This window comes from Persicobacter sp. CCB-QB2 (assembly GCF_001274635.1).
Lineage (GTDB): Bacteria > Bacteroidota > Bacteroidia > Cytophagales > Cyclobacteriaceae > Persicobacter > Persicobacter diffluens.
Genome location: NZ_LBGV01000001.1, coordinates 1,252,606 through 1,277,258 on the forward strand (window position 1 = coordinate 1,252,606; position 24,653 = coordinate 1,277,258).

General features: G+C 40.6%; 21 protein-coding genes, 1 pseudogene and 1 riboswitch. Of the genes and pseudogenes, 8 read left to right on the forward strand and 14 right to left on the reverse strand.

The genetic code is table 11. The features are described 5' to 3' along the window. Complete coding sequence (istB, locus tag NG22_RS05675) at nucleotides 1–759, reverse strand: IS21-like element helper ATPase IstB (protein ID WP_172674332.1); 759 nt, start codon at nucleotides 757–759, stop codon at nucleotides 1–3. Then, nucleotides 756–2,285 carry an IS21 family transposase gene (istA, locus tag NG22_RS05680; protein ID WP_172674333.1) on the reverse strand — a complete coding sequence of 510 codons (1,530 nt, stop codon included), beginning with the start codon at nucleotides 2,283–2,285 and terminating at the stop codon, nucleotides 756–758. The genes istB and istA overlap by 4 nt, the downstream gene beginning before the upstream one ends. 184 nt (nucleotides 2,286–2,469) lie before the next feature. Here istA and NG22_RS05685 point away from each other — a divergent pair, with 184 nt between their 5' ends. Then, a complete protein-coding gene (locus tag NG22_RS05685) occupies nucleotides 2,470–2,637 on the forward strand; it encodes a hypothetical protein (protein ID WP_157600876.1) in 168 nt (55 codons plus the stop codon). 259 nt (nucleotides 2,638–2,896) lie between these two features. Here NG22_RS05685 and NG22_RS05690 read toward each other — a convergent pair whose 3' ends face one another. From NG22_RS05690 to NG22_RS05710, 5 genes are all read right to left on the reverse strand, one after another. Next, nucleotides 2,897–3,502 carry a hypothetical protein gene (locus tag NG22_RS05690; protein ID WP_053404833.1) on the reverse strand — a complete coding sequence of 202 codons (606 nt, stop codon included), beginning with the start codon at nucleotides 3,500–3,502 and terminating at the stop codon, nucleotides 2,897–2,899. A 39-nt stretch (nucleotides 3,503–3,541) separates the two neighbouring features. Beyond that, a complete protein-coding gene (locus NG22_RS05695; RefSeq protein ID WP_072159042.1) occupies nucleotides 3,542–3,997 on the reverse strand; it encodes a potassium channel family protein in 456 nt (151 codons plus the stop codon). A gap of 116 nt (nucleotides 3,998–4,113) precedes the next feature. Then, on the reverse strand, nucleotides 4,114–5,211 hold the full coding sequence (locus NG22_RS05700; protein ID WP_157600836.1) for an IS3 family transposase: 1,098 nt from the start codon (nucleotides 5,209–5,211) through the stop codon (nucleotides 4,114–4,116). Continuing rightward, on the reverse strand, nucleotides 5,184–5,495 hold the full coding sequence (locus NG22_RS05705) for a transposase (RefSeq protein WP_053404356.1): 312 nt from the start codon (nucleotides 5,493–5,495) through the stop codon (nucleotides 5,184–5,186). The genes NG22_RS05700 and NG22_RS05705 overlap by 28 nt, the downstream gene beginning before the upstream one ends. A 41-nt stretch (nucleotides 5,496–5,536) precedes the next feature. Continuing rightward, on the reverse strand, nucleotides 5,537–5,896 hold the full coding sequence (locus NG22_RS05710; RefSeq protein WP_053404835.1) for an ion transporter: 360 nt from the start codon (nucleotides 5,894–5,896) through the stop codon (nucleotides 5,537–5,539). Nucleotides 5,897–6,004: 108 nt separating this feature from the next. Between NG22_RS05710 and NG22_RS05715 the strand changes: the two genes are divergently transcribed. Then, nucleotides 6,005–6,415 (forward strand): UPF0158 family protein, encoded by a 411-nt coding sequence (locus NG22_RS05715; RefSeq protein ID WP_053404836.1) that lies wholly within the window; start codon nucleotides 6,005–6,007, stop codon nucleotides 6,413–6,415. A gap of 399 nt (nucleotides 6,416–6,814) precedes the next feature. On the opposite strand, the gene bglX is transcribed toward NG22_RS05715, so the two are convergent. Both bglX and NG22_RS17925 read right to left on the reverse strand, forming a co-directional pair. Further along, entirely contained in the window at nucleotides 6,815–9,157 is a 2,343-nt protein-coding gene (bglX, locus tag NG22_RS05720; protein ID WP_216597597.1) for a beta-glucosidase BglX, read from the reverse strand. Between the two features lie 128 nt (nucleotides 9,158–9,285). Further along, entirely contained in the window at nucleotides 9,286–9,681 is a 396-nt protein-coding gene (locus NG22_RS17925; RefSeq protein ID WP_053404837.1) for a hypothetical protein, read from the reverse strand. On the opposite strand from NG22_RS17925, the gene NG22_RS05730 reads away from it, so the two are divergent. The 3 genes from NG22_RS05730 to NG22_RS05740 all read left to right on the forward strand — a co-directional run bounded on the left by NG22_RS05730 (nucleotide 9,680) and on the right by NG22_RS05740 (nucleotide 13,183). After that, nucleotides 9,680–12,376, forward strand: coding sequence for a triple tyrosine motif-containing protein (locus NG22_RS05730; protein ID WP_053404838.1), 2,697 nt, complete (start codon nucleotides 9,680–9,682; stop codon nucleotides 12,374–12,376). The two genes, NG22_RS17925 and NG22_RS05730, sit on opposite strands and share 2 nt — an antisense overlap. A 3-nt stretch (nucleotides 12,377–12,379) precedes the next feature. Next, nucleotides 12,380–12,709 carry a hypothetical protein gene (locus NG22_RS05735; RefSeq protein ID WP_053404839.1) on the forward strand — a complete coding sequence of 110 codons (330 nt, stop codon included), beginning with the start codon at nucleotides 12,380–12,382 and terminating at the stop codon, nucleotides 12,707–12,709. 273 nt (nucleotides 12,710–12,982) lie between these two features. Beyond that, nucleotides 12,983–13,183 (forward strand): hypothetical protein, encoded by a 201-nt coding sequence (locus tag NG22_RS05740; RefSeq protein ID WP_053404840.1) that lies wholly within the window; start codon nucleotides 12,983–12,985, stop codon nucleotides 13,181–13,183. Here NG22_RS05740 and NG22_RS05745 read toward each other — a convergent pair. Next, nucleotides 13,176–13,847 (reverse strand): hypothetical protein, encoded by a 672-nt coding sequence (locus NG22_RS05745; RefSeq protein WP_216597598.1) that lies wholly within the window; start codon nucleotides 13,845–13,847, stop codon nucleotides 13,176–13,178. The two genes, NG22_RS05740 and NG22_RS05745, sit on opposite strands and share 8 nt — an antisense overlap. Before the next feature lie 625 nt (nucleotides 13,848–14,472). On the opposite strand from NG22_RS05745, the gene fabG reads away from it, so the two are divergent. Further along, the gene (gene fabG, locus NG22_RS05750) at nucleotides 14,473–15,237 is read left to right on the forward strand and encodes a 3-oxoacyl-ACP reductase FabG (protein ID WP_216597599.1); all 765 of its coding nucleotides are present in this window, start codon (nucleotides 14,473–14,475) and stop codon (nucleotides 15,235–15,237) included. Nucleotides 15,238–15,891: 654 nt separating this feature from the next. Here fabG and NG22_RS05755 read toward each other — a convergent pair. The 3 genes and pseudogenes from NG22_RS05755 to NG22_RS05770 form a co-directional block, all read right to left on the reverse strand. Continuing rightward, a complete protein-coding gene (locus tag NG22_RS05755) occupies nucleotides 15,892–17,724 on the reverse strand; it encodes a thiol-activated cytolysin family protein (protein ID WP_053404843.1) in 1,833 nt (610 codons plus the stop codon). Between the two features lie 100 nt (nucleotides 17,725–17,824). After that, nucleotides 17,825–20,170 (reverse strand): annotated as a pseudogene (locus NG22_RS05765) (TonB-dependent receptor). 337 nt (nucleotides 20,171–20,507) lie between these two features. Further along, the gene (locus NG22_RS05770) at nucleotides 20,508–20,903 is read right to left on the reverse strand and encodes a hypothetical protein (RefSeq protein WP_157600877.1); all 396 of its coding nucleotides are present in this window, start codon (nucleotides 20,901–20,903) and stop codon (nucleotides 20,508–20,510) included. Between the two features lie 190 nt (nucleotides 20,904–21,093). On the opposite strand from NG22_RS05770, the gene NG22_RS05775 reads away from it, so the two are divergent. Together NG22_RS05775 and ribB are read left to right on the forward strand one after the other, a co-directional pair. After that, nucleotides 21,094–21,414, forward strand: coding sequence for a hypothetical protein (locus NG22_RS05775; protein ID WP_053404847.1), 321 nt, complete (start codon nucleotides 21,094–21,096; stop codon nucleotides 21,412–21,414). Between the two features lie 380 nt (nucleotides 21,415–21,794). Continuing rightward, nucleotides 21,795–21,916, forward strand: a riboswitch (FMN riboswitch). A gap of 73 nt (nucleotides 21,917–21,989) precedes the next feature. Continuing rightward, nucleotides 21,990–22,652: a 3,4-dihydroxy-2-butanone-4-phosphate synthase gene (gene ribB / locus NG22_RS05780; RefSeq protein WP_053406893.1), complete on the forward strand. Its 663-nt coding sequence runs from the start codon at nucleotides 21,990–21,992 to the stop codon at nucleotides 22,650–22,652. Between the two features lie 45 nt (nucleotides 22,653–22,697). Here ribB and NG22_RS05785 read toward each other — a convergent pair whose 3' ends face one another. After that, nucleotides 22,698–24,266 (reverse strand): glycosyltransferase family 39 protein, encoded by a 1,569-nt coding sequence (locus NG22_RS05785; RefSeq protein ID WP_053404848.1) that lies wholly within the window; start codon nucleotides 24,264–24,266, stop codon nucleotides 22,698–22,700. Nucleotides 24,267–24,653: the final 387 nt, after the last annotated feature.

Consider the following 24,653-nt stretch of genomic DNA (forward strand, 5'->3'; position numbering starts at 1 on the left):
TTATGCCTGTTGTGTAAGATTCATTGTCTCTCTTAATCGATAAGACTCCCCATCCATATTGATCAAATGAGCTTTGTGAGTCAACCGGTCAATCAGGGCTGCTGTTAAGACCGGGTCAAGGAATATTTCATGCCATCTCTCAAAGTCCAGATTGGTGGTGATGATCGTTGATTTCCTGCCAGCCCTGAGGGATAAATGATTGAATAAGAGTTCCGCTCCGGCCTTATCAAAGGAGACATAGCCTACTTCATCGCAAATTACCAAATCGTATTTCTCAAATCTGACTTCGATCTGCCTTAGCGCCTTCTGAGAGTGCGATTCCCGTAGGAGGGTTAGTAAAGCATGGATGGTGGTGAAATAAACGGAATAGCCCATTTCACAAGCTTTCAGTCCCAGCCCAATAGCGATATGCGTTTTACCTGTCCCTGGATTGCCTGCCATGATGATATTTTGTCCCTGGTCGATAAATTCCAGTCGTTCAAGAACCGGGAGCTTTTTTTGTGCCGCCTTGGGAAGAAAAGTACGTTCCAACAGCGAAAGATAGCTCTTTGAAGGAAAACCCGCTCTTCGGATAATATTTTTCTTTCTATTTTCATTTCTATTGATGAACTCTTTTTCTAAAATAGCTAACAGGTAGTCCTCATAGTCCAGATTGTTTTCGGCTGCTTCGGCAGCTAATGTGGTAAAATTATTCCTCAGTGCCGGAAGCCTCAATTCCCTGCTGAGTTCAATGATTCGTTCTTTATCTGACTTTCTCATCCCTTCAGTAATTTAGAGGCCTGTGATATGGTTTGTTGAGCATGATGCAGAATGGTCGAATTAATATTAATCACCGGAGTTTCTTTTTCCTTATTGCTTAGTAAAACTCTGATTAATTCCCAGGTAATGGACACCGTCGGTTGCTTCCGCTTTATTTGATCCACACATAAAACCAGCCGTTGACGGTCAATTCCTTCTTTCTGGCAAAAGGCCAGCATCTCGATAAATGATCTTGGATTAGTACTAAAATGATCATCAAAAAGACCCTTTAAAAATGGGTCTGAATCCAATGCCACACTTTTTGCTAACGCTCCGGGTTTCATTGCCAATGTGGGTAGGTAATGATGGAGTGATATTGCCCACTGATGGGTGCCAAATACCCGAGAATGACTCGCGACCAACTCCTCTTGGTAGAAAGCCTTAATCATGTTTGAAGTAACTTCAAGCGTAATAAATTTACCTACAAGATGATCTGGGACAGAATATCTGTTTGTCTTGTAGCACACGGTGGCATACTTATCTACACGTACCTCTTCTCGTTCAAAACAGTGAAATCCACCGGAGTGATCAAGTAGGTAATCTCGTTCCAATTCCAATAACTCTTTGGCTGATTCTTCTTTCCCCGTTAGTCTTCTATTATTAATTTTATCTAATTCTACCTGAAGGTAATCATTAGCCTCTTCCAGTGAATTAAAAGATATTTTTCCCGCAAATGATTTCCGGCGAACATACTCTACACTTCGTTCTACTTTTCCTTTTTCATTCCCCTTTCGAACATTACAAAATCGATGACTGAAACCATAATGAGCTTTTAAATTAATGAGTGCTTCGGTGGGTTCCTTCTCTGTTTTGCTGATGAATGACTTAACTGCTACACGCATATTATCGTAAACCACTTCACGATAAACACCTTCTACATTCGCAAAATAACGGACATGAGCCTCCTGAAATGCAATACTATCCTGCCGGTTAAACAGGCAGGCGAATCGATGATTACTATAGCCAGAAGTGAAGACTGCCATCTGTATTACACGCAGCTTTCCATCTATTTCTAATTTTATCTCTCCCCAATCAAACTCCGTCATGCTTCCAGCTGCAATTTGCTGTCGGATATATGCCTCATTCCTTCTATTTGCCTTTTTCTTATGCAAGTATGCACATACACTTGAATAGCTAATGGAATAGCCCTCAGCCTCCAGGCATTCATGAATATCAACCGCCTTTAAAAGCTGCTTCTTTAACCCCAAACCTTGTCGGCGATCATTTTCTTCCAACAGCGATTCAATTCTTGCGATGACCTTATCTGTCAGCTTCGAATTAGTTCGATTGGAGGAGTCATACTTTGGATGTATTGCCAAACTCGCTCTCAGGGCACTTTGAAAATCATTGTGTTGAGGCCGTAACTCTTCAAATTCCTGAAGGTATTTTCTTACGGTCCTTCTACCAACCTTCAATTCCTTTACAATAGTGCGCTGGCTTTGATGGTCCCTGTATTTCCTTAACAGGATTTCTTGTTTCGTGTTCATAGATACCATTTTGTAATCTAATTCAATTTCGAATTAGATTGGTGAAGTGGTACCCTTTTCAATTAGAAGGTGGTATCGTTTTCATTGGTGGTTACAATTGGATGCAGAACAATTAGCCCACTTGGCAGAGTGTTTAGATCAGGGACGTTTTTCCAGGGTAAATAAAAATTGGAACAAAAAAGGGATGCCTACTTTCACACGTGTGAGCCGGAAGGTGAATAATATGTCCGAAGAGTGGATCCTGGAAGGAATGGAGGGAGATGGCCGGTCTGTGGATTTTTTCCTGGAAGTCCTGAATAATATTTTGCCTGAAGAGGTTGAACTGGTGGTGGAGCAGGCGGTATCACTTTAAGGTGGCTTATTCATTCTTTTAAATTAAATGCCCAAAAGCGGATGATTTTTAGCTTAAATGGTTCATGAGCATTTCTGATCCGGGAAAGCTTGAAGCCTCCTTTTTCATCCGCTTTTATCCCATTAGGATAGGCTGCATTCATTGCCGGGAAGGGAAGCTATTGCACGGTGTTCAGCATATTTTTTGAAGGCAATATCGGAATACCGGGGGCAATTTTGGATTATTTCTTATTTTAATTCCCTTGGCTTTTAAACATCCTCTAAAGCATGACCTCTTGCCAATTAATATTTTCACATTCCAAATTCATCAGTTCTACTTTTTCATTCACCATCCATAAAATTTGGGCGGAATAAGAGGAATCTGCCTTTTGTCGGATGGAAATTTTCGCCGAGGAGGTGTGCACGCGTTTTTCACGCTGCCATTTTTGCAAGTCAAAGGCTTTGGGGATGGAATCATTGGTAGACATCCGGCTGCTAAAAAAGTAAGGTGCTTTAACAATAGCATAGTCCGGGACACTCCGGGATTGGAGTGGCTCAGGCCATGATCTTTTGTTGGGGTAATAGTGGATATAATCACCGCTAATCGTTCCCTCCTGATCAGCGAAGAGGTAAAATTCTACATAATAGCCATTTTCCTCAAATGTCCTGCTATAGTGTCCTTTTTCCATTCCTTTGGTATAAAGAGTGAGCTTATAGGCCCGATCACTTCCATAAATTTCATCAGGTGATATTTTTGCTAAAAATCCGACGGGATAATGGGCACGAAGCTCCTGATATTTGGCGATTTCGAGGTAGTCTTTTTTCCCTGGAGATTTTGAACAGCCCAACAAAATGGTCAGACCAAGGAGCATTAATAAATTCTTCATATTCTGGCTTAATGTTTTTCTTAAATACGAGAAGCAAGCCTAGGAGTGTTCATGAAAATCTTTACCGCAATGAGGACAGGTATGTTTTGAACCGGTTTTATTTTGTTTTTTTTCCTTATGGATTTTTTCCATAAAGCCCGCAGAGATGAGTCCGGTAGGTAATGCTACCAGGCCAATCCCAATGATGGCAATCATTCCACTAATAAATTTTCCCAAGCCGGTTATAGGATAAACATCTCCGTAACCCACGGTTGTTAAAGTGGCTACCGCCCACCAGAATGCCGCCAGAATGTTTGGGAAAGCCTCAGGCTGATGATGTCCTTCGGCGTAGAACATCAAAAAAGAAGCAATCACTAATATCATGATGGTTAAAAAACAGGTCATGTATAGCTCATTCTTTTTTTCGGAGATTACCTGGAAAATTAAGTCGACAGAATGGGTGTAACGGTTTAATTTTAATACCCGAAGAAAACGAAATAGTCTTAATATTCTCAAAAACCGGAGATCAATAGTGGTTTAGCCCCCATATTTTCGGACTTTTTTGATTTTGCCTCTTGTGAGGTCTATTTTTCCATTATAAGTTTGTGTTAGCAAAGAACGATCGACGGCGATTAATTTACCGAAGGTTGTAATGAATTTGGAGTGTTGGGCCCATTCACATCCTCATTCAAATATCCCTCCCCATTTAGGGTCGGCATATTTGAGCAAAGAACTTCTCTCTGACTCATAATCCCCGAAAGTTGACTATGGGGTACTGTAAGTCTAAATTTCACCTTTCGCTCGTTTATTACTGTGCGTTCAATCAAATCATATTCCCACGCTTTCCAAAACAAATTGGGACTAAGATGAGCTATTGACCCATGTAATCTAACATTGTTATATTTTTCATAAAACACTTCTAACCTTTCTCTTAATTCCTCTAAGTTCCAAAATGGCTCTTGTCCCAAGCCCTTCTTAAGAATGCTATGAAAACTTTCAATATGGCCATTCTCCTGAGGCGTATAAGGATGTGTAAAGGTTTGATGAACACTATTTTCCCTTAAAAATTCTTGAACGCTTTTAGCGCTAAACTGAGATCCATTATCATTCCTTAATTCAACATGAAGATCCTGTTTCAATAAGTCATTTGGTTGCAAATAGTTCTCTATTACCCTCTCCCAGGCTTTAATAACCATTTTTTGATCCATTTGATAGCCAACCGACCAATCTAAAATTACTCTTGTAAATGTATCAATAATACTTAATATATAAGCATGACGCCTATGCTCTGTTACCCAAACCATTTTAATATCCATTTCTAAAACCTGCAATGGGCGTTCTGGGCATACACAGCGATATTTGACGTAATTTTTATCACTAACCTTTCTTTTTTCCTGCAGTAAATCTGCTTCCTTCATCAAACGGAAAACCTTTTTATGATTAATATTATATCCTTCAAGCTTCAATTGACTGGTCATCATACGATAACCATAATCAGTGATTGGATCTTCTTTTAAGCACTTAATTTGCCCTATTACATCCTCATTGGGCACTACCGAATGCCCCCTTTGGGTTGTAGTAGTGGCTTTTCTGCCTATATGTTTACGTTCTTTAGTAGGCTGGTAATAGTATTTGTGTTTTGTTATTTGGGCAATCAAAATAGCTTTATCTCGTTTTAGCCCCAGACCAGTGTATTTTCGTGCTATTTCCGCCCTTTCGTCTGAGGATATTTCTTTTTTAGCAGCTCATCCTTCATTTTGGATTCAAGCTCCTTTTCAGCGATGATTTCCTTTAATAGAGCATTCTCTTTCTCAAGACGCTTTATCTCCTTTAATTGAGGTATAGTCATCCCGCGAGTGAAACCTGCCTCTCCCATGGTTTCATATTTTTTCACCCAATTTTTATAGGTGGCTGGATAAACTCCATACTTACTTAGAGTTTCTTCTACTCCTCTTTCCTCGCATTCTTTTAGAATAGCTAGCTTCTCTTCCTTGGTTCGTGTTACTCTTTTCATCGGATTTCAAATATTGTAAAAAAAAATTTAAGTCCGACTATTTACGGGGCGGAATCAATAGGAATGATTAGTGGCAGATAAAAAGGCAATATGGAAAGGAGGTCCACCATTCCATAGAAAGAAAAAATAAATAGGAATGCTGATTTCCAATTATTTGATGCAGGATGGGTCATGTCAGCAATGTAAATTCTCATTACATATTCCAACGTGAAGATGATGATGGAAAAATATTCGATGGCCTGAAAAAGCAGGGAGTATTGCTGCTGAAATTCCGGTATGGACTCTAAGATGAGCGCACCAATATTTATGAAAATTAGGCTCATGATGCCGTAGTCAAAATATTTATTGATATCAGCGCCATGGGTTCCTTTTTGCAATAAATTATAGCTTAATTGTTTCATGTTGGGGAAGGTGAAATTTTCCCACAAAATGATTATTATTATATAAAATTGAAAAGAATTGAAATGATTTTCAATAGTATACTTTTGTGAATCAAAATTTGGGTAAATATGGAATTGACAGCATCACAGATAAATGGTATTTGGCAGGAATTGGAGATGGGCTTTGAACGTCTCTTTTTGCATAGAGCAGATGGGCGATTGATTAGATTACCTTCGCAGGAGCTAATTGATAATTCATGGGATGAAGAAGAGATGGAAGAACTAAGAGGCAATTATGATTTCGTAGAATTTGAGAAAAACCCGGATGATTTTTTTGAGCTGGAGCCTATGGATAGCCGGGAGAGTTACGATGTGATGCTTTCGTTTGTTGAGGGGCGAAATGGGGTGAATCAAAGAAAAATGTTGGATATTTTGGAGGGAAGAAGGCCTTTTGCGAAGTTTAAAAATTTTCTTTCTTATCATCGGATTTGCAAGAAGATTGGTTCAAGCATAAAGCAGCATGTTATGCAGATTATGTGAAGGCTCAGGTAGAGGACTTTAATGATTGGAGGAAATAAGCTTGGATTTAAATGTTGGCCTTTTTCTTCTTGAAAAAGGCCTGCCTAGGAGAAAATGAACAGGAGAAGGGTAGATGCTCTCTGTTCCTATTCGTTTTAGTTAAAAGCCGAAAACTGAAATAAGCGTTCCTTTTTTTAGTTTTTTCAAAGGAAGCTGATGATTTAGTTTACTTAAATTGGCTCATGGATTTAATCATATTGCTAATTGAGGGTTTAAGTTTGCATCATTCGGCTTGAGGGTTCGAAATTGCCAGGAAAGGGCAGTTTCTAAAAAGTCAAAAAAAAATCCATCCCACTGAAAGTCGTGAGATGGATTCAAAATAAAGAGATTATGGATTATACTTGCCTTTTCAGGCACTTATTAATTGTTCGCGTTTTCTACGTAGCGGAAAGAAGCCGCATTGCTGATGTCCGCTGAGTTAGTACCAATCCACAGATTGAATTTACCTGCCTCAGGTGCTACCACATTGTTAAACGTTAAGAATTCGATAGTTGATTCATCGATACTGAACTCGATTGTTTTAGTTTCACCAGCCTTGATCATCACTTTCTCAAAACCTTTCAATTCTTTTACCGGACGGGTCACAGAACCTGCGATGTCACGGATGTAAAGCTGAACGATTTCCTCACCGTCTACTTTAGAGGTATTGGTCACCTCAATAGAAGCTGTGATATTGCCCCCTTTAGAGAATTCATCAGAAGAAAGGTTCAAATTTTTGTACTCGAAAGATGCGTAGCTCAAACCAAAACCGAACGGATAAAGTGGGGTGTTAGGTACATCTAAATAAGTAGATTTGTAATCTGCCCATTTTGCTGGATCTTCCGGACGACCGGTGTTCTTGTGGTTGTAGTAAATTGGAATTTGACCAACGTTGCGTGGGAAAGTCAAAGTAATTTTACCTGATGGGTTATAGTCACCGGAAATTACATCAGCAATCGCATGTCCCGCCTGAGTACCTAAATACCAGGTCTCCAAAATGGCATCCATATTTTCTTCTTCCCAGGAAAGATCCAAAGGACGGCCACCCATCAAGACCAAAGTGATAGGCTTATTCAACTCTTTCAATGCACGCAATAATGCTTTTTGTGATTTTGGAAGGGTGATATCCGTACGTGAAGCCGCCTCACCTGTCCATTTCCAGAATTCACCCGCTGCTACGATAATTTCATCCGCATCCTGAGCTACAGCAAGTGCCTCTTCAACTTTTGACTGGATTTCTTCCGCTGTTTTTGCATTTTCTGCTTCAATCTTACGAGGTAGCGTAGCGCCTTGGGCGTATAGGAAATCTACTTTAGATTTTTTATAAGCAGCCATTAGACCTTCTTCCAGAGTTACCGATTTTTTACGGTCTCCCTTAATCGCCCAGTCACCATTCAAAGACATGCGCTCTTTTACGAATGGCCCAATCAAAGCAACTTTTTTCTTCTCTTTCTTAGCCAATGGCAAGGTATTGTTTTCGTTTTTCAATAATACAATTGAACGCTGCGCGTTTCTTCTTGCTTCTTCAAAGTATTCCGCTTTTTCAATGGTAGCGGCCTCGCGCTCCTCATCCATATAGCGATAAGGATCTTCAAACAATCCCAGGATAAATTTCAATTCCAGAATACGAGCAGCGGCCTGGTTTACGTGATCTTCCGTAATTTTACCTTCTTCAATCAATGCGCCAACGTGCTTGATAAATGCAGCGCCGTTCATGTCCATATCGATTCCGGCATCCAAAGATTTTTGTGCAGCTTCTTTCAAATCTTCTGCAAATCCATGGTCCACCATCTCATTAATCGCCGTGTAATCGGTTACTACCGTTCCGCGGAAATCCCACTCACCACGTAAAACATCCGAGTACAAATATTTTGAACCCGTACAAGGTACGCCACCAATTTCATTAAAAGAAGTCATGAAAGTGGCTACACCAGCATCGATAGCTGCCTCGAATGGAGGGAAATAAGTCTCGCGCAAAGTTCTGTCCGACATATCAGTCGTATTATAATCACGGCCAGCTTCAGCAGCACCATAAGCCACAAAGTGTTTTGCCGTTGCCAGCATGGTATTCGGTTTTCCGAAATCTTCCCAGCTTTCGATACCCTGGAAGCCTTTAACTCGTGCTTCTGCTACTTTTTTTCCTAAGTAAACGTCTTCACCAGCTCCTTCCATTACGCGGCCCCAACGTGGATCGCGGGAAGTGTCAATCATAGGCGCGAAAGTCCAGCTGATACCAGCAGCGGTTCCTTCTTCGGCCGCAATTCTTGCAGAACGCTCCATCAATTCCAAATCCCAGGAACAGGATTCCGCCAAAGGAATAGGGAAGGTGGTTTTATATCCGTGGATAATATCCGCAGCAAAAAGTACCGGAATATTCAAGCGGGAATTTTCAACCGCATATTGCTGCAACTGGCGAAGGCCCTTGGCACCAAATACGTTGAACATGGAGCCCACCAGGCCCTTCTCCATATATTCTTTATAATCATCCTGAATGGCTGGGCCAGTTACCGCAGTTTTACCTGGGAACTGCGTCATCTGACCAATTTTTTCTTCCAGTGTCATTAAAGCCAATAAGGAGTCTACCTTAGCTTCAATGGTGGCATCTTTAGAATAAGATTTCCAGTCACCCGTGTGGGCTAGGCTGGATTGTGCAGTAGCGGAAAATCCCACTCCCGCAGCCAATGCTGTTCCAGCAATCAGCGATTTAAGTTTATTGATTTTCATATAGAAATGTATAAAGGGTTTAGTCGTAAATATGATGTCTGACCGCAAAGCGAAATAGGATGCTTTGCCTGTTTTTCCTGACCTTACAAAGATGGAGTAAAAAGGATGCTTTCCATATTTTAGTCCCCCTACAAAAGCCCTTCATGCTTGTGTTTCCTGTTATTAGCTTGTTTAGCAGGCTTTTGGTTAGTATTTGATTTTATGTGTAGGGGTGCTTGTAGTGGTGAAAACACAACAAAATTCAGCGCATAATTTTCAGTAAAGAGAAAAAATGTAGATTTTTGCTTTTGCCTTATTAGCGCAGGTTTCCCTCTGGCAAATGCTGGATCGGGTAAATTGAATGAGGTTTTGGGATAGTGTTGATTTTTATATTTATGTTGGCTTGTGGATATTTGTAGCATGATAAATAGGTGGCAATGGTGTGAGGGATTTATATGGTATGGAGTTATTATTCCATTACTTTTTTTCACTTGTATTTTTGAAGCGAGTGCAGAAACTGTAGAAATTTCCCGATCCCCACGCATGCAAAATTTTAATAAACTTGCGTATGGGGCTGCTAATCAGAACTGGGATGTAGCCACTTCCGAGGCAGGTTATATTTATTTTGCAAATTCTGTAGGCCTGTTGCAATACGATAGTAAACGATGGGAGCTTTTTCCCACGAAAGAAATGCTTCGGGCGGTGAAGCCTGTAAATAATTTGATTTATGTCGGCGGAAAAGATATCCTGGGATACTATGAAGAGACACATCAGGGTTTGATTTATCATGATCTGACTGAGCTGATCGATTTTCAGGATGAAATCTGGAAAATTATCCCGGTAGCAGAGAAAATTGTTTTTCAATCCTTCAAAGCGCTTTACATTTATGATGGCAAGCGTATCCGGCAACAAAATCTGACGGGAAATTTGACCACCTATGCTTATGGGGTTCGCGATCACCTTTATTACCATGAGTCTCATGGGGCTTTGGTAAAAGTGAATTTGGAAGGAGGGCGACAGGTTTTTGAAGAGCAAATGCTGAAGCAGTGGAAGGTGAAGTTTATTTATGAACTTGAGCAAGACCAACTATTGCTGGGGACCTTGCGCCATGGCTTGTTCTTATATGATCAGGAAGGAATAAGCCCTTTGGAAAATGAACTTTCTGAACTCCTGAAAAAATATCAAATCAATAAAGCCATTCCCTTACCCCAATTGGGTTGGTTTGCTTTTGCCACCATGAATCAAGGGGTGCTGATCGCGCATTTGGATGGTAGGATTCGTCATCATTTAGATACCCAGAATGGGCTGTCGGATAATCGGATTCATGGCCTGGCTTATAAAAATGGTGCCCTATGGGTTGGGACGGAAAATGGTATTTCTCAGGTAGTCCTGGATGATCCGCTCTATTTTTTTCATGATCCCCTGGTACAGTTGGGCGCTATTGAAGATGCAATAGCCTTTGATGGACATTATTATATTGGGACGAATCAGGGCGTTTATGTTAGTGACGGCGCCTTGGAGGATCCGGATCATCGGCTAGAATTAATTCCGGGAACGGATGGGCAGGTTTGGAAATTTTCCATTGTTCATGGGACGCTGTTTTGTGGGCATAATGATGGGGTGTTTCAACTCCAGGGGAAAGTTGCCAGGAAAATTTCCTCCCGTGGCGGGGCTTATCAATTAATTGCGCCCCAGGACAAAGAGGATTTAATGATCACTACAGGGTATCGGGGATTGGAAGTCTATCAGAAATCTGAGGGGGATTGGAAGCATCTTCGATTCATTCCCGGCTTTGATCAGGTACTTCATTATCTGTTGCCGCTGGAGGATGGGAGCTATTTGGCTTCCGGACCTAATAAAAATTTGTGGCAATTTCGATTGGATGAAAAATGCGTTAAAATTTTGGAATTAGAGGATTTGCGGGTAGATGCGCAACTGAAAAATTCAGGGAATTTAAAATTGGATTTTTGGGCCGGGGAGGCCTTGATTATTGGCAAAGATTCGGTGTTTCGATTCAATCAAGACGGAATTTCCGCCGGGCCTGAAGAGTTGCAGGGGGTGCAGGAAATCTCAGCTCGCAATGGGGATTTTCATTTGTTGAATCAAAGAGGGCAATTGGTGCTCTGGGATTTGAAAAAAGGGCAGCGGGTAAGCTTGCCCAAGCATGTGGAACGGCAGGCTGATCTTCAGATCTTTGGTAAAGAGAAACTGATTCCATTTGGGACGGCCTTATTTTTTATCCCGATCGAAAAAGGATTTGAGATTTTGAATGTTGCCCAATTAAATGACAGGACTACTCCCGCCTATGCGCCGGTAATGAGAGGTATTTCCTGGAAGAATGAGCGGACGGATGAATTTTTTGAAAATATTGAGCAAGATGAAATTCCTTATGCATACAATTCCGTAAATCTTCGTTTCACGGATTTTAACTATTTAGAGGAAGTTCCCTATGAATACCAACTATCGGGTTATCATCAGGAGTGGATGCTTTTAGGTGGTCAGGAGAATTTGACTTTTGGTAACTTACCTGCCGGGCAATATCAGTTTCTTTTGAGGAATCCTTCAGGGGATGTTTTTCCTTTAACGGATTTTGAAATTTCACCTCCCTGGTATAAAAATTCATGGTCGATCTTATTGTATGTGATGGTCCTGATCAGCTTGATTGGCCTGGCCTGGAAATGGCATCAGCTAAGAATGCGCAAGCTTACTTTGGAAATGTTGCAGCGTAAGCGAATGCTTTTGAAGCAACAAAGGCAGGAGAATGAATGGCGTTTAAAAGAAATGGAGCGTTTGCAACTGGAAGAAGAGGTTTCGGAAAGTAATCGGGAGCTTTCTCGTATCATGGCCCGCCATGGTAAAAACCGGGAGTTGATCGGAAAGCTCCGTGAGGAAGTAAACAAACTAAAGGATAAGGGGAACATCGGCCAAACAAAAGCGCTGACTAAGCTGCACGATATTATTGATAATAATTTGGATGAGGTTAAGGATTGGCAGGTATTCGAATCGGCCTTTAATCAAAAACATGCCAACTTTTTCACCCATTTAAAAAAGGCGCATCCTCAGTTGACGGCCGAAGATTTAAAACTTTGTGCTTACCTGAAAATGCACTTAAGCACCAAAGAGTTGGCGCCCATTTTTAATATTACCCCTAAATCAGTAGAGGTAAAGCGTTATCGTTTGCGAAAAAAGATGGACCTTCCCAAAGAGAAGAGTTTACAGGAGTATTTGGATAATTTTTAAAGCATGAGTGTTTCTTATAAAGCCGCAGACACCAATTACACGCCCAAGCATTGGAAATTTTTAGCAAGGAAATTTAAAGGCGAAATTAAGCAAGCCATTTTTTATGAAGATGGCCGGGTGAATCGATTTGAATTTTCCTTTCAAAGAGACGGGCAACGGTTTCTTTTTTTAGCTTTTGATGGCGTTTCTCCTGGCAGCAGGGGGAGAGGAAGAGCAGTTTTTACCAGCCTGAGAATGGAGGTTCCCGAAAAGGATCCTGAATTTATTTTGCGGCCAGCAATTCCAACAGTGGATTTCTTTAACCGTTTGGTCTTTAGAAAAAATTATACTTAGCCCGGATTATTCATGCTTAAATCCTCGTTTAGCTGTAAGGCGGAAAAAATGATGGAATAGTTTCCTATTTCGAGTTTTTTCCAACGAAACAGATGAATGAGGAGAAAGCAAGCTTTCGCAAATTTGGGCTATTATAATTCAAAGAAAATAAGTTTTTAAGAACTGAGAATAAGCCGCTTGCTTCTGGTTAAAAATATAGCGGTGAATAATTCGGGTTAGGGCACCGCACTTGATGGTATATATTCGCTGTATGCGGAAGAGGCAACATTTGCGATGCAGTTCTCCAAAGGGCTGACTTTTCTGACTAAAATGCCGTCAACTATTGTTTGTGATAATCAAACCTATGATTGGGTCACCACCCAGCGATATCTGGAAGTCAGAACGCCCTCCCTTTTGTTGGGGAAAAAGGAGGTAGAGCATTTTTTAGCCCTGGCGTTTGATTTGGTTTTTCAATATCAGGAGATCGTTAGTTAGATGAGATTTCTTCCTGCTGAAATACATTGACCACACTTTCAGGAAGCTGGTGAAGCATGATCGCTCTGTTAGGAGATTCTGGTAAATAACAAATGGGATATTCTAACTCCCTGCTATAGGAATTTTCTCCCCTTTGTCTCAAATAGTAAATATGTTTTTTGTGATGCTCATCTTGAAAAGAAAATTCAAATTGATAAACAGGCTCGTCATTTACAGTTATGGAGGTCTCATAAAATTTGACTAAGTGAGCAATAGTAAGCTGCCCTTGCTCCACAATTTTGATTGTCCGAATGCTGGCGTAAACATAATATACTATGCCGAGGAAGCATAACGTTAGTAGGATGCAGAAAAACACAAAACCCGGAGTGTTGGATTGGGTATTGGATAATCCTTTGATCCGATGAATATCTGGATTTTCCAGGCTATATTCGATTTCTACTTCCTCTTGGAGTTGGTATTTGGCTTTTTTGGAGAATGAACTCCATTGTTTATCTCCCCATGGGGAATGAAAGGTGTATACATATTCGTAGTCGGTCACTTCATCCTCATCATCATAGATTTTATAGATGTTGTCAATGGTGCCTTTACCAATGGCAACCTCACTTCTTAGGTGTCGAAATTCTTGCCAATTGATTTGAGTAGATATGATGAAGGTAATTCCCATTAGCACGCAAAAAACGAGCAAGGGAATCCAAATAATCTTTTTTAAAAATATATCAAACTTTAAACTTCTGGAAAGTTCTCGTTGAGTCAGGTTCATAATTGAAAAATAGGTTTTCATAAATATGGGAAAACATTTTAAATATCAATAGATCTTATTAGTTAAATATTGGGATTGAGATGATTAATAAATTATAATAAGTCCCGTTTTAAGCCGGATTATTATGCTTATATCCTCATTTAACTGAAAGGCGGAAAAAATGAAGGGATATTTCTGTTTTGAGATTTTTTCAACAAGCCAGAGGAATGAGTAGAAAGCAAGTTTACCTTATTTTGGGCGATGGGAAATTCAGTAAAATCAATAATTTTTGTTTGATAACAAATAATCTTGCATCCATCGTCTAAGACCCGGGAGTCATAGGGCTAAAGTAGCCCGATAACTCCACAAATTACTGTTATGAATGCTCCCTGGCCAACACCCTATAAACACTTTATGATAAAATAGGTGATTTTTTTGCGTCTTTATGCACACTACATTATCAGTAATTCCTAATTCAGGTTTAATCGCTGAAGTCTGAATTTATCTTTATTTGGATTTTTATTAGTTACGTTTATAGTCAATGAGCAAAATGAATACAGAAAAAATAGCAGTGGTTACAGGTGGGTCAAGAGGAATAGGTAAGGGGATTTCAAAAGTTTTTGCTTCTCAGGGGTATAAGGTGGTTGTGCTTGCCAGGGATGCTGCCCATGGAAAAGTAGTGGTTACTGAATTGAGAAAAGAAGGAGGTGATGTGATTTTTATTTCCTGTGATGTGAGTCAGGAGGAAAGTGTAAAAAAATCCATGCAGGAAATTGTAAATATATATGGTCGTATTGATGTTTTATGTGCTAATGCTGGTATTTTCCCTCAACAGTCATTAGATACTATGGACGGTTCGCAGTGGGATCATGTCATGGCGACCAATTTGAAAAGTCTTTTTTTGACGGTGAAGTATGCCAGCGTTCCCATGAGAAAACAAAAGTGGGGGAGAATTATTGTGACTTCTTCCATCACGGGCCCCATTACCGGCTATGCAGGTTGGACCCACTATGCCGCCTCTAAGGCAGGGCAGTTGGGGTTTATAAAAACAGCGTCTTTGGAATTGGCTAAAGATAATATTACGGTAAATGCAGTCTTGCCGGGAAATATAATCACTGAAGGTCTTGAAGAATTGGGAAGTGATTATTTGGCAGAAATGGCGGCCACTATTCCGATGAAACGCTTGGGCGCTCCTGAAGACATTGGAAATGCGGCTTTATTTTTTGCTTCCGAAGCGGCTTCTTATATTACCGGGCAACATTTGGTGGTGGATGGTGGACAGGTGCTGCCAGAATCTTTAGAAGCGATGCTGTGATTGAGGTCGTTGAAGGTTTTCAGGGGGATCTCCCTATGCTATTGAAAGTATTTGACTATCAAAAGAAAAGGCTGCCGGAATTTGTTTATGATTCCATTCCCTATGGCTCGGAGATGGGAAGCATTTCTCAAGATTTTGAATGAGCTTTCCGGACGTATTGAAATACTCCTATTACTGCCAGGGACATAATTCATAGGAGGAAGAAATAATGGAAAAGGGCGGCTGATTTACAAGGAGGGGATGTTGGTCTCATAATTTGTTTGGATATTGGGGCCAAGAAAAATTTAAAGCGGAGCTTGGGGCCCCGCTTTTTTATTAATATTTGATCATGTTAAATATCAGATAAATGAACAGTAGTACTAAGTTGAGAAGGGTGAGCCATTTGATCGTTTTCCACATTGCTTTCATGAAATAAAATCTTATCACCTGAAAAATGGAAACGAATAGGATGGTTTCAGGTTTTAGTGCCCGCATTGCGGACTTGATTTTTTGGCAATGTTTGATCGTGATTTTCAGTTTTTTACCAAAAGAAAAGAAATTGCGATCAATAATCTTGATGAGCTTAGTAAATTTATAATAAAAAAGCGACCAATCTCATTATCGAATGATTAGTCGCTTTTTTCCTTAGAGCTTTACCCTTATGTCCGGATAAAATTATAGGTCAAATGGCCCGATAAAAGTATTTTCTCCGGTGCCGAAAACATCTCCTGAAATGGCATATTCCGTTCCTTCCAGGTTAAATAAGAGGTAGAAGCGTTTTTGTCCCAGGTAAAAGCCAATGGCGGCGCCTACTTTTTGCTGTTCAAATGGCAGGCTACCATCTGCCCAATTCGTAATTGAAGTTACGTTTCCAAAAGAATTCGGATTGTTTTGGTAAAGGGAAAACTGCGTGCCATCACTATTGATCATATACCGATTTGCCGGCCCTTCGCTGGATTTGAATCTAAAGGCCATGGCCCCAATACCGTTCAAGCTGAAAGGATTAAATCCATCGGCTAATTTGGAAATGGGCTGGGCGCCATTTGAGGACCAGCGGCCGTCAAAACGGATATAGGCATATTGACTACCCGTAACATCCATGGTCATTATCCAGGGCGCAGCATCGTCATTGCCATCGATATTGCAAGCAGCACCTATGTCAAAGGGACGATCACCATCGGCCAATTCATTCACGGAAAATGGTCCTTCCAATTCACCAATATTGCTTCGCATAAATTGTTTGCCATCTTTACTAATGAGTACAAATTCGGTATCCTGGTAGGCATAAGCGGCCCCGACTGGCCCCATTCTATCCAAAACATTACCTGCCCAGTGAGCCGTGTAGGGAGGTTCGCCACCTAACGGAGCAGGCTCGCACTCTGTAATGTCATATTCTGTGGCCAATTGGGTGCTGACAATTTGGTTCGTCAGGACGCTTCGGACTACATAACTAATCGGTAATCCGGTTTGTATGGTCGTGCTTTCAGCTAGTAATTGTACCAATTGATTCAAATCGGTCACTCCAACGGTCAGTAAAGAGGTTTGGGCATCTCCTCCAAAGGCCATGACCTTGATTTTGAGGTTTTCTAGTTTGTCAAGGCTATTAGCGGAAATGTCCACATCTGTTTGATTGGTGACGCCGGAAAAAGACCCCTGAATCTCTGTCTCCATTTCCTGATAGGAGGAGGTGGACTCTATGAGCATATAATAAATCCGTCCATAGGTGACATCAGAAATATAGGTGGCCGGATTGCCCTCTTGTACATATCGGGAAAGATCTTCCGGGCTTACGGATTCAGCAAAAATGCCCGCATTACTGGTCGGGATATCAAAGCTCATAGTGTAAAAGCTCTGGTTTAATTTTACCAAAATTCGGTTAAGGCTGGAGCCGGAGCTGAAACCAAAATCACCACTAACCTCTGCAAAAGCATTTTCAAAATCAATCCCCAATTCAAAAGCCAGTGCACTTTCACTTTGGACTTGTTCGTAATTAAAAACAAAATTGGCGGGAAGATTTTGAGGGGCATTGGCAATGATGTTGTTCATCGCATTCTGGATAGAACTTTTGGCGACTTCTTCCACTGTAAAACTAGAAGCAAGATTTCCATTATTTAAATCATAGGAAATCGTTCCGCCGGCTCTTTCTACGGCGATCACATTAGGGGTGGCTTGCTTGAGGGAATTTCCCTGTAATAAACTTCCCGGATAAATGACGGAAGCGTTAGGGTTGAACAAAGGAAAGCCACTATTTCCTCCTCCGGGTGTTAGGGCATTCACGGTTCTGGTGCGGCATTTCCACACCTCTCCTTCAATAATTTCATTTTCCTCTTTTTCGTCAATGGTTTCTTCTGAGCGCGTGGCTGGAGGAGGGACACCACCATTGTTCAAAACGGCATCAAATTCATTTTCTAGGTTGGTGGGGGTGGGATCGGCAGATCCGTCACTGGAACTATCGCTGCAAGACCAACAAGCAACGATCACGATCAATAGCGGAATAAAATATTTCATACGGGCTGGTTTTATCATTAAACTTGCCTTTTCTTTAGTCCGTTTTATCGCTAGTTTTTACTAGAATAATGCTTATTGGTCATATAAACGCCTCATTTATTTATTCTTTATTCTCCAAGCTGAAGTTGATATTCAACGATAAATAGGGGCTATTGGCGTACTTGAAGTAATAACTGAAATCATCTTCGGCATAGTTAATTTCATAGCGGAAGGTGTTCAAAATATTATTGGCGATAAGGGTGGCGCTCCATCGGTCCGATTTTCCCAATCGTTTTTTGATAGATAAATCTGAGGTGAAATATCCATCCCGTACGCCTTGAGCCATTTGCTGTGGGCTGACGTAGCGGCCATTGAGATTGAGGCTGAATTTTCTCGGGAGCTCAAAAGTATTTTGTAGGCGTCCCCCGTAGTTAAAGTTGTTTTCAAAGCTTTCTTGATCTTGGTATTGAATAAACAAATTATAGCCGGACAAACTAAGGGAAGCATTAATATGCCACCATGTCCATGGCCTCACATTCGCCATCACCTCTGTTCCGTATTCAATGGATCTTCCTACATTTTCCATAGTGGCCAAAAGGCTTCGCTCGTTTAGTGGATGTTGTACTCTTTGGATGAGGTCATGGGCGTCTCTCAGGAATATTTCGGTGGTGAAGCTATTCTGATCCCAGGTTTTGTTATAGTTAATTTCATAACTGTAGGAAATCTCTGGTTGTAATTGGTCATTTCCGGTATAATAATTATAAGGATTGGAATAGGACTCCAACGGCATCAATGCCTAGTACCAGGGTCGACGAATTCTAGTCGAGTAACCGAATGACAATTGTTGACTTTCAGTGATGGGATATAACAAATGGAGGGAAGGGAAAAGGTTCCCGAATTTATCGTCGTACAATTGTTGAACTTTTTCCTGCTTACTGTTGGTGAAGGATAAATCCGATTTTCTGAGGGTGTATTCATATCGAAGACCTGCCTGTATTTGTAGCTTGCTCCATTCACCTTTTAGAGAAATATAGGGGGCATAGACATCCTGCTGATAATCTTTTAGACGTTGATTTGTTTTCTCATTCGGGATGGCTAATGGTTCATCATTTATCCAAAATTGATTAAGAATAGACACCTCTTCAAAGTAATGGGTGTTGATGTCTGCACCGCCATTTATGTTAAATTTTTCACCCAAGGGGCGGACATAGTCTAATTTTAATCGGACCATTCGTTCTCCTTTTTCTACCGTTTGGGCATGTCGCTTTTCGCTTTTCCCGGGGCTGTCGAGTAGAAATATTTCATTATCCGTTCCGGGGGAGAAGAACTCATAATCTATATTGGTAGTGAGTTTGTGCTTGTCTTCCTCGTCGAAAGTTTGTTCAAAGGCTAAGCTTCCTTGTATGCTTCTGTATTGATAATCATAAGTGGTGGTACTATTCCGAGAGGTTTTAATTCCCTCATTCCATTCGTCCAACTGTCCTTTTGCCTCACTTTCGCCGCCGAAATAAAAAGGGTTGAAATTTCCACTGAGCGTAATCCGATTTTTTTCTCCGGGTTTAAGGTAGAAATCATACTGTAAGTAATTATTCTGATAATGTCCGGTTTGCCGGACTTTGGTTTGCATCATGAAATTTTCTTCGGCCGTGAAAATTTCGTTTCGTTGTTCCATCTCTCCATTATTGTAGATGTTTTTCCCCAAATATCCATTAATAGTCCAGCCATATTTTTTCTCTTCTTTGTCAAAATATATCGAACCGGTGGTGGTGCCCATGGAATTGAATCGTGCTTCGGCATTCACGCTGATACCTTCTAATCTCCTTTTTTTCATGACAATATTGATGATTCCGGCAGAGCCCTCCGCATCGTATTTGGAGCCGGGATTGGTGATCATTTCCACCCGATCAATGGAGGAAGCAGGAATACTCCTGAGCCTTTGTTCTCCTCCGACTGCCGGACGCCCATTGATGAAAATGGTGAACTGCCCATCGTTTCTATAAGTAATATTGCCTTCTAAATCCACTTTGATGGAAGGAAGATTCTCGATCAAATCAAGTGCTACTTCGGCTTGGGGGAAGCTTTCTGCATTCAGGATTTTCCGATCCACCTCAAAGCGAATGGCGTCTTTTTTATCGGCAATCACCACATCTTCCAGTACTTTGGTGTCAGCTTTCAGTGCAATGGTTTGGAGGGCGCGGGGGGTACTTTTTATGGAATATTTTTCATAGCCTACCGAAGTAATTTCGATGATATATTCCGAATTTTCTAATTCAATCTCAAAGTATCCTGTTTCATCAGAAATTTTTCCAGCGATCAAGCTTGAATCTGCAGGGAGATTGATGGCGATACTGGCAAAGGGTATTGGTTTGTTAGATTCTGCGTCAACAAGAGTAGCTGAAAGCATTTGACCGAAACTTTGGAGTCCAAAGCCGATAAAAATTAGCAGAAAGGTGATTTTCTTCATCATATGGTAGGTTTCGATTTTTCCTTAAGGAAAGCAAAAAAAATAGATAAACCCTTTTAGGTCGGCAGGTGACCGAGTTTTGTGGATGAAAATTGATATTACTACTATGGTGATGGGAAATGTGCGGAAAGGGTTGCTTTGGACGAAAAAAATAATTCTACTATTAACCAAGCGACTATTAAATGACACGGGGCTGTTGGGTGTGGGGTGTGCGTCAGGTTTTTAGGGAGTTGTATTGCTGCGAAAAATTACCACTGGCTTAATAAAAACTTATAGGAACACCTAGAGTGAGGTGTTCTGGCAAAAAAAGAGCCTCCCTCAGGAAGCTCTTTTAATCATTTTAATAATGCTGTTCTAAAAATTGATAGAAATTTTGTTTAAGCTCTACATTAATCTTTCGATTCAAAGCTAAGTTTTCTTTTAATTCCTGATGGGCATTTATATCCATTTTTTCGGGGATTAAATCTCCATTTTTGGCGTGAAGATTCAGGTTTTTTTCCTGTTTATGGATGTGGTTTTTGTAAATATCGAGTACTTCCTTCTGGCGAATGAATTGATTCTGGAAATGTTCAACCTGAGCTTTGAACTTTTTTTCTTTGACTAATTTGGAGACTTCTCCGAGTCTCATATTTAAAACTTCCAATTCGTCGGCCATCAGGTAGATTTCAGTGATCCACTCATTGTTTTCATTTTTTAAGGCTTCAATGTTGATGGCCTTATTTTGGGGAATTTCCATGGGCGTAATAATTTTTTGGTTATTGAATTGGTTAATTCGGGTCACGCGATCCAATGGTTGCCTTTTGAGTCTTGATCTGAGATCAGTATTAAAATACAAAAAACTTGTCAGATTATGATGTTGAAAATGAGCTTTTTAATGCCGTTGTAAAAATAAACTAATTGGAAGGGGATGGGGGGTAGATTTGAAAATGAAGTTATTGAAATGCAGTCTGATGGTTTTGATTTGGGGAATTTTTTATTTTTCCTGTAATGCACAGGGCCGGTTTCCGGATCCCGGTTTTAGCCCTAAAAATTACCGGCAACAACGACCAGAATGTCAGGATTATTACAAGGTTGATGTAAGTCTCAAAACTTTATGGAAAGTCGGAGGAATTGATGTGTTGGACATTGAGTTGGAGATCAGAGGACAACAAGAGTATGTCACGATAGGTGCAAGAGCGGGGGATTTGTCCGTTTGTATGGGATGTGAATACTTCCGGTTTAAATTTCGGGTATTGGAGATCGTTTGAAGCTTTTTCGCGTCTTTATTATAATTTAGAAAAGCGAGTTTACAGCAATAAGTCTGATGAGTTTTATTCCGGGAACTATTTTAGTCCGGTGGTGGCGTGTTCCTATTCAGGCCTTTCTGCCTCTTCTGAAACTGAAGATCAAAAGAAACGGCAGGTTATGCTTACTTATGGCTTTTTATGAGGTATGCAGCGATATTTTATAATTTTATTTATGGTATGGAAACAGGCCTGAGCAGGGTTAGCGATTTTCGCAATGCTCACCAATGGATGTTGACGCTTCGTTTCAGACTGGCTTATGTATTAAATGGATAATATAAAGGCGATTTAGGCCGGAACTTATTTTCTTTTTTTATCCACGTAATTTTCCCTAAGTTCGCCTCAGTTTTCTTCAGGGCGGGGTGAAATTCCCCACCGGCGGTCATAGCCCGCGACTCCCATATATTGGGATTGATTTGGTGAAATTCCAAAGCCGACGGTATAGTCCGGATGGAAGAAGAAAAAGATATTTCAGATGATAGAGATTGTCTGACCAATTTTTTATGCCCTGATGAGTTTTTATGATTAATCACAGTTTTATGAAAACCATCAAAGAGTTTGACAGCAATTTTGAATTGCGTGTGCAAAAAGCAATGGAAGCCCTTCAGGATGGAAGAGGGGTTTTACTAATGGATGATTTTGACCGGGAAAATGAAGGGGATATTATCTTTCCTGCTTCCACAATGACGGCCAAAGACATGGCCTTAATGATTCGGGAGTGTTCGGGTATTGTTTGTCTTTGCCTGACCGACGAAAAATGCCAATCCCTGGAGTTGCCGCCTATGGTTGCGGTGAATAATTCCAAAAATCAAACCGGATTTACGGTGAGCATTGAGGCCAAAGAAGGCGTCACCACCGGTGTTTCTGCTAAAGATCGTCTTACCACCATTCAAACAGCTATTGCGGCCAATGCGGTGCCGGAGGATTTAGCCCGACCAGGGCATATTTTTCCTTTAAGAGCGAATGCGAAAGGAGTTTTCGGGCGGAGAGGCCATACAGAGGGAAGTGTTGATTTGGTGAAGTTGGCAGGCTTAGGAGAGGCCGCGGTTTTGTGTGAACTTCAAAACGAAGACGGAAGCATGGCTAAATTACCAGAAGTGTTGATGTTTTCAGAAAAGCATGATATGCCGGTGCTTTCTATTGAAGATTTAGTACAATACCGTCAAAAAATGTTAGTAGAAATGGAATTGATGGAAAACTAAGTTTTTAAAAAAATAAATAAGGAATTAGCCGTACGCTCTGGTTCCTTATTTTTCTTCCTGGATTATTTCGCGGTCGGATTTAGCAGTTCTTTTGTAGAATAAATAGCCATTTTCTTCATGAATTAATTCTAGATCCCTAACCCCGCGAATTCGGTATTTATGATCTTTTCGGATGTACAGGTATACATCTTTATCAATATCACCAAAAAGGAACCATTCCTTAGATTTAGCTCTCGGGTTTTCGTATGGCATCACATTGCCATAGAAGTAGGGTAGTGTTTCATCTTTTTCTCTGGCGATGATATAACAGTTTTTGTCTTTCATTTCTCCAACAAAACGGGTCAGCGGACCCTGATATGCTTCCTCAAATATGGGCAAAAACAGATGAATGGTGAATTGAATGCTTAATATGGCAGAAAAACCGAGCCATTCCATGCCAAGGGTGATCTGATTTTTTTTGATCAGGAGCAATGCGACCATAATTCCAAAAATATAGAAAAGCCCTACAATTCCTTCATTTCCGGTAGGGAATCGCATGTGGGTAATTGTCTCCTTCCAAAAGTCATTTTTGATGATCTCCCATGTTGAAAATTGCTCCAATAAAAAGGGACTCAAAAATACCAGGCAACCCATTACGATAACTGTTATGATGATGGAGGAGCTGAGCCATGCGGGAAATTTCAGTCCCCCAGCCAAATATTTTCTTAAATATAGTGCCGAGAAATAGCTTAAAGGAATGAGGGATAAAGAGCTGAAATAGAGCCAGTTTTTTGCGGGAAAAATCGCGAAAAGGATCAAAATCGTCCAGGAGCAAATGCCCATTAATTTTTTGAATCCTTTGTTTCTCTTTTCTTTAAAATTAGCCAGGAAATAGGCCACTGAAAAGTAACTCATCGGAAAACAAGTCATTAAAACCAGCCAAAGGTGGGTGCTGGGTACCGGACCGTTTAAGATTTTATTGCGACCAAGATATTGCAGGTTATGATGAATAGTATTTTTTAAAAGCTCGAAGTCGTTTTTGCTCAAAAATAGCAGTAAAAAGAATAAGAGGAAACTCAATAAGCCTAAGGCCACTTTTAAAATAGTGAGGTTGTCTGGAAGGTATTCGAACCGATTAAGGGTCCAGAAAATGATGAGGATGACCGAGGGGATTACAAAGCCTTCCAGTCCGGAAAGTAAAATACTAATACCGATAAAATTGCCCGAGAGGAAAAGCATAATGTCCTGTTTTTTTTCACTACCGATATAGTAAGTAAATAAGGTGGCGAAAATCAACAAATGGTTAAACGGAGTGGGCCCGGCAAAGCGGAAAAATAAATGGGGAAGAAAGGAAGACAAATAACTGGCTACCCAAAGCCAGGCCAAATAGCTTCCATGCATTTTTCTGCCCATTCGATAAATTAACAAGAGGGTCAAAATGCCCGCCATGGCATTAGGGATTCTAATGGCAAAGGGGTTGGTGCCAAAAAGCTTTATGGAAGCACTTAATAACCAAATATAGCTGGGAAGCTGATCCCATTGATATTGAAAGCCCAACTGTGGCACCCACCATTCTCCGGTGATCAACATTTCCCGGGCCTGTTCAGCAGTCTGTAATTCAACGCCTTCAATCAATGGGAGCTGATGAATGTAGGGGATAAATAATAAGGCACCCAGGAGTGTAATAATGATCTCGTCCTGAAATTGATGAAAGGAATTACGAATTCGGAGTTGGGTAGGGGTTTTAATGGCCTTTTCGTTTTAGCGTTTTTCTATTGTACGAAAAGGGGATTGGGGTGTTGGGACTAGGAGCTGCTGTTTAATCAGATTAAAAAATGCATATATCTTTTCCTGAACCAGCGGAATAAGTAAATGATGAGCTATACGCTTGGATCTGCGTTAAGCGGTAATGGGGATGAAAAAAAGAATAGGGCCTATATGTTTTTTTAAGGCGGCAGAGACAAGAAGAGAAAGCTGGTTCAACCAAAATGAAGCCATCAGAAATTTATCAAAACCCATCAA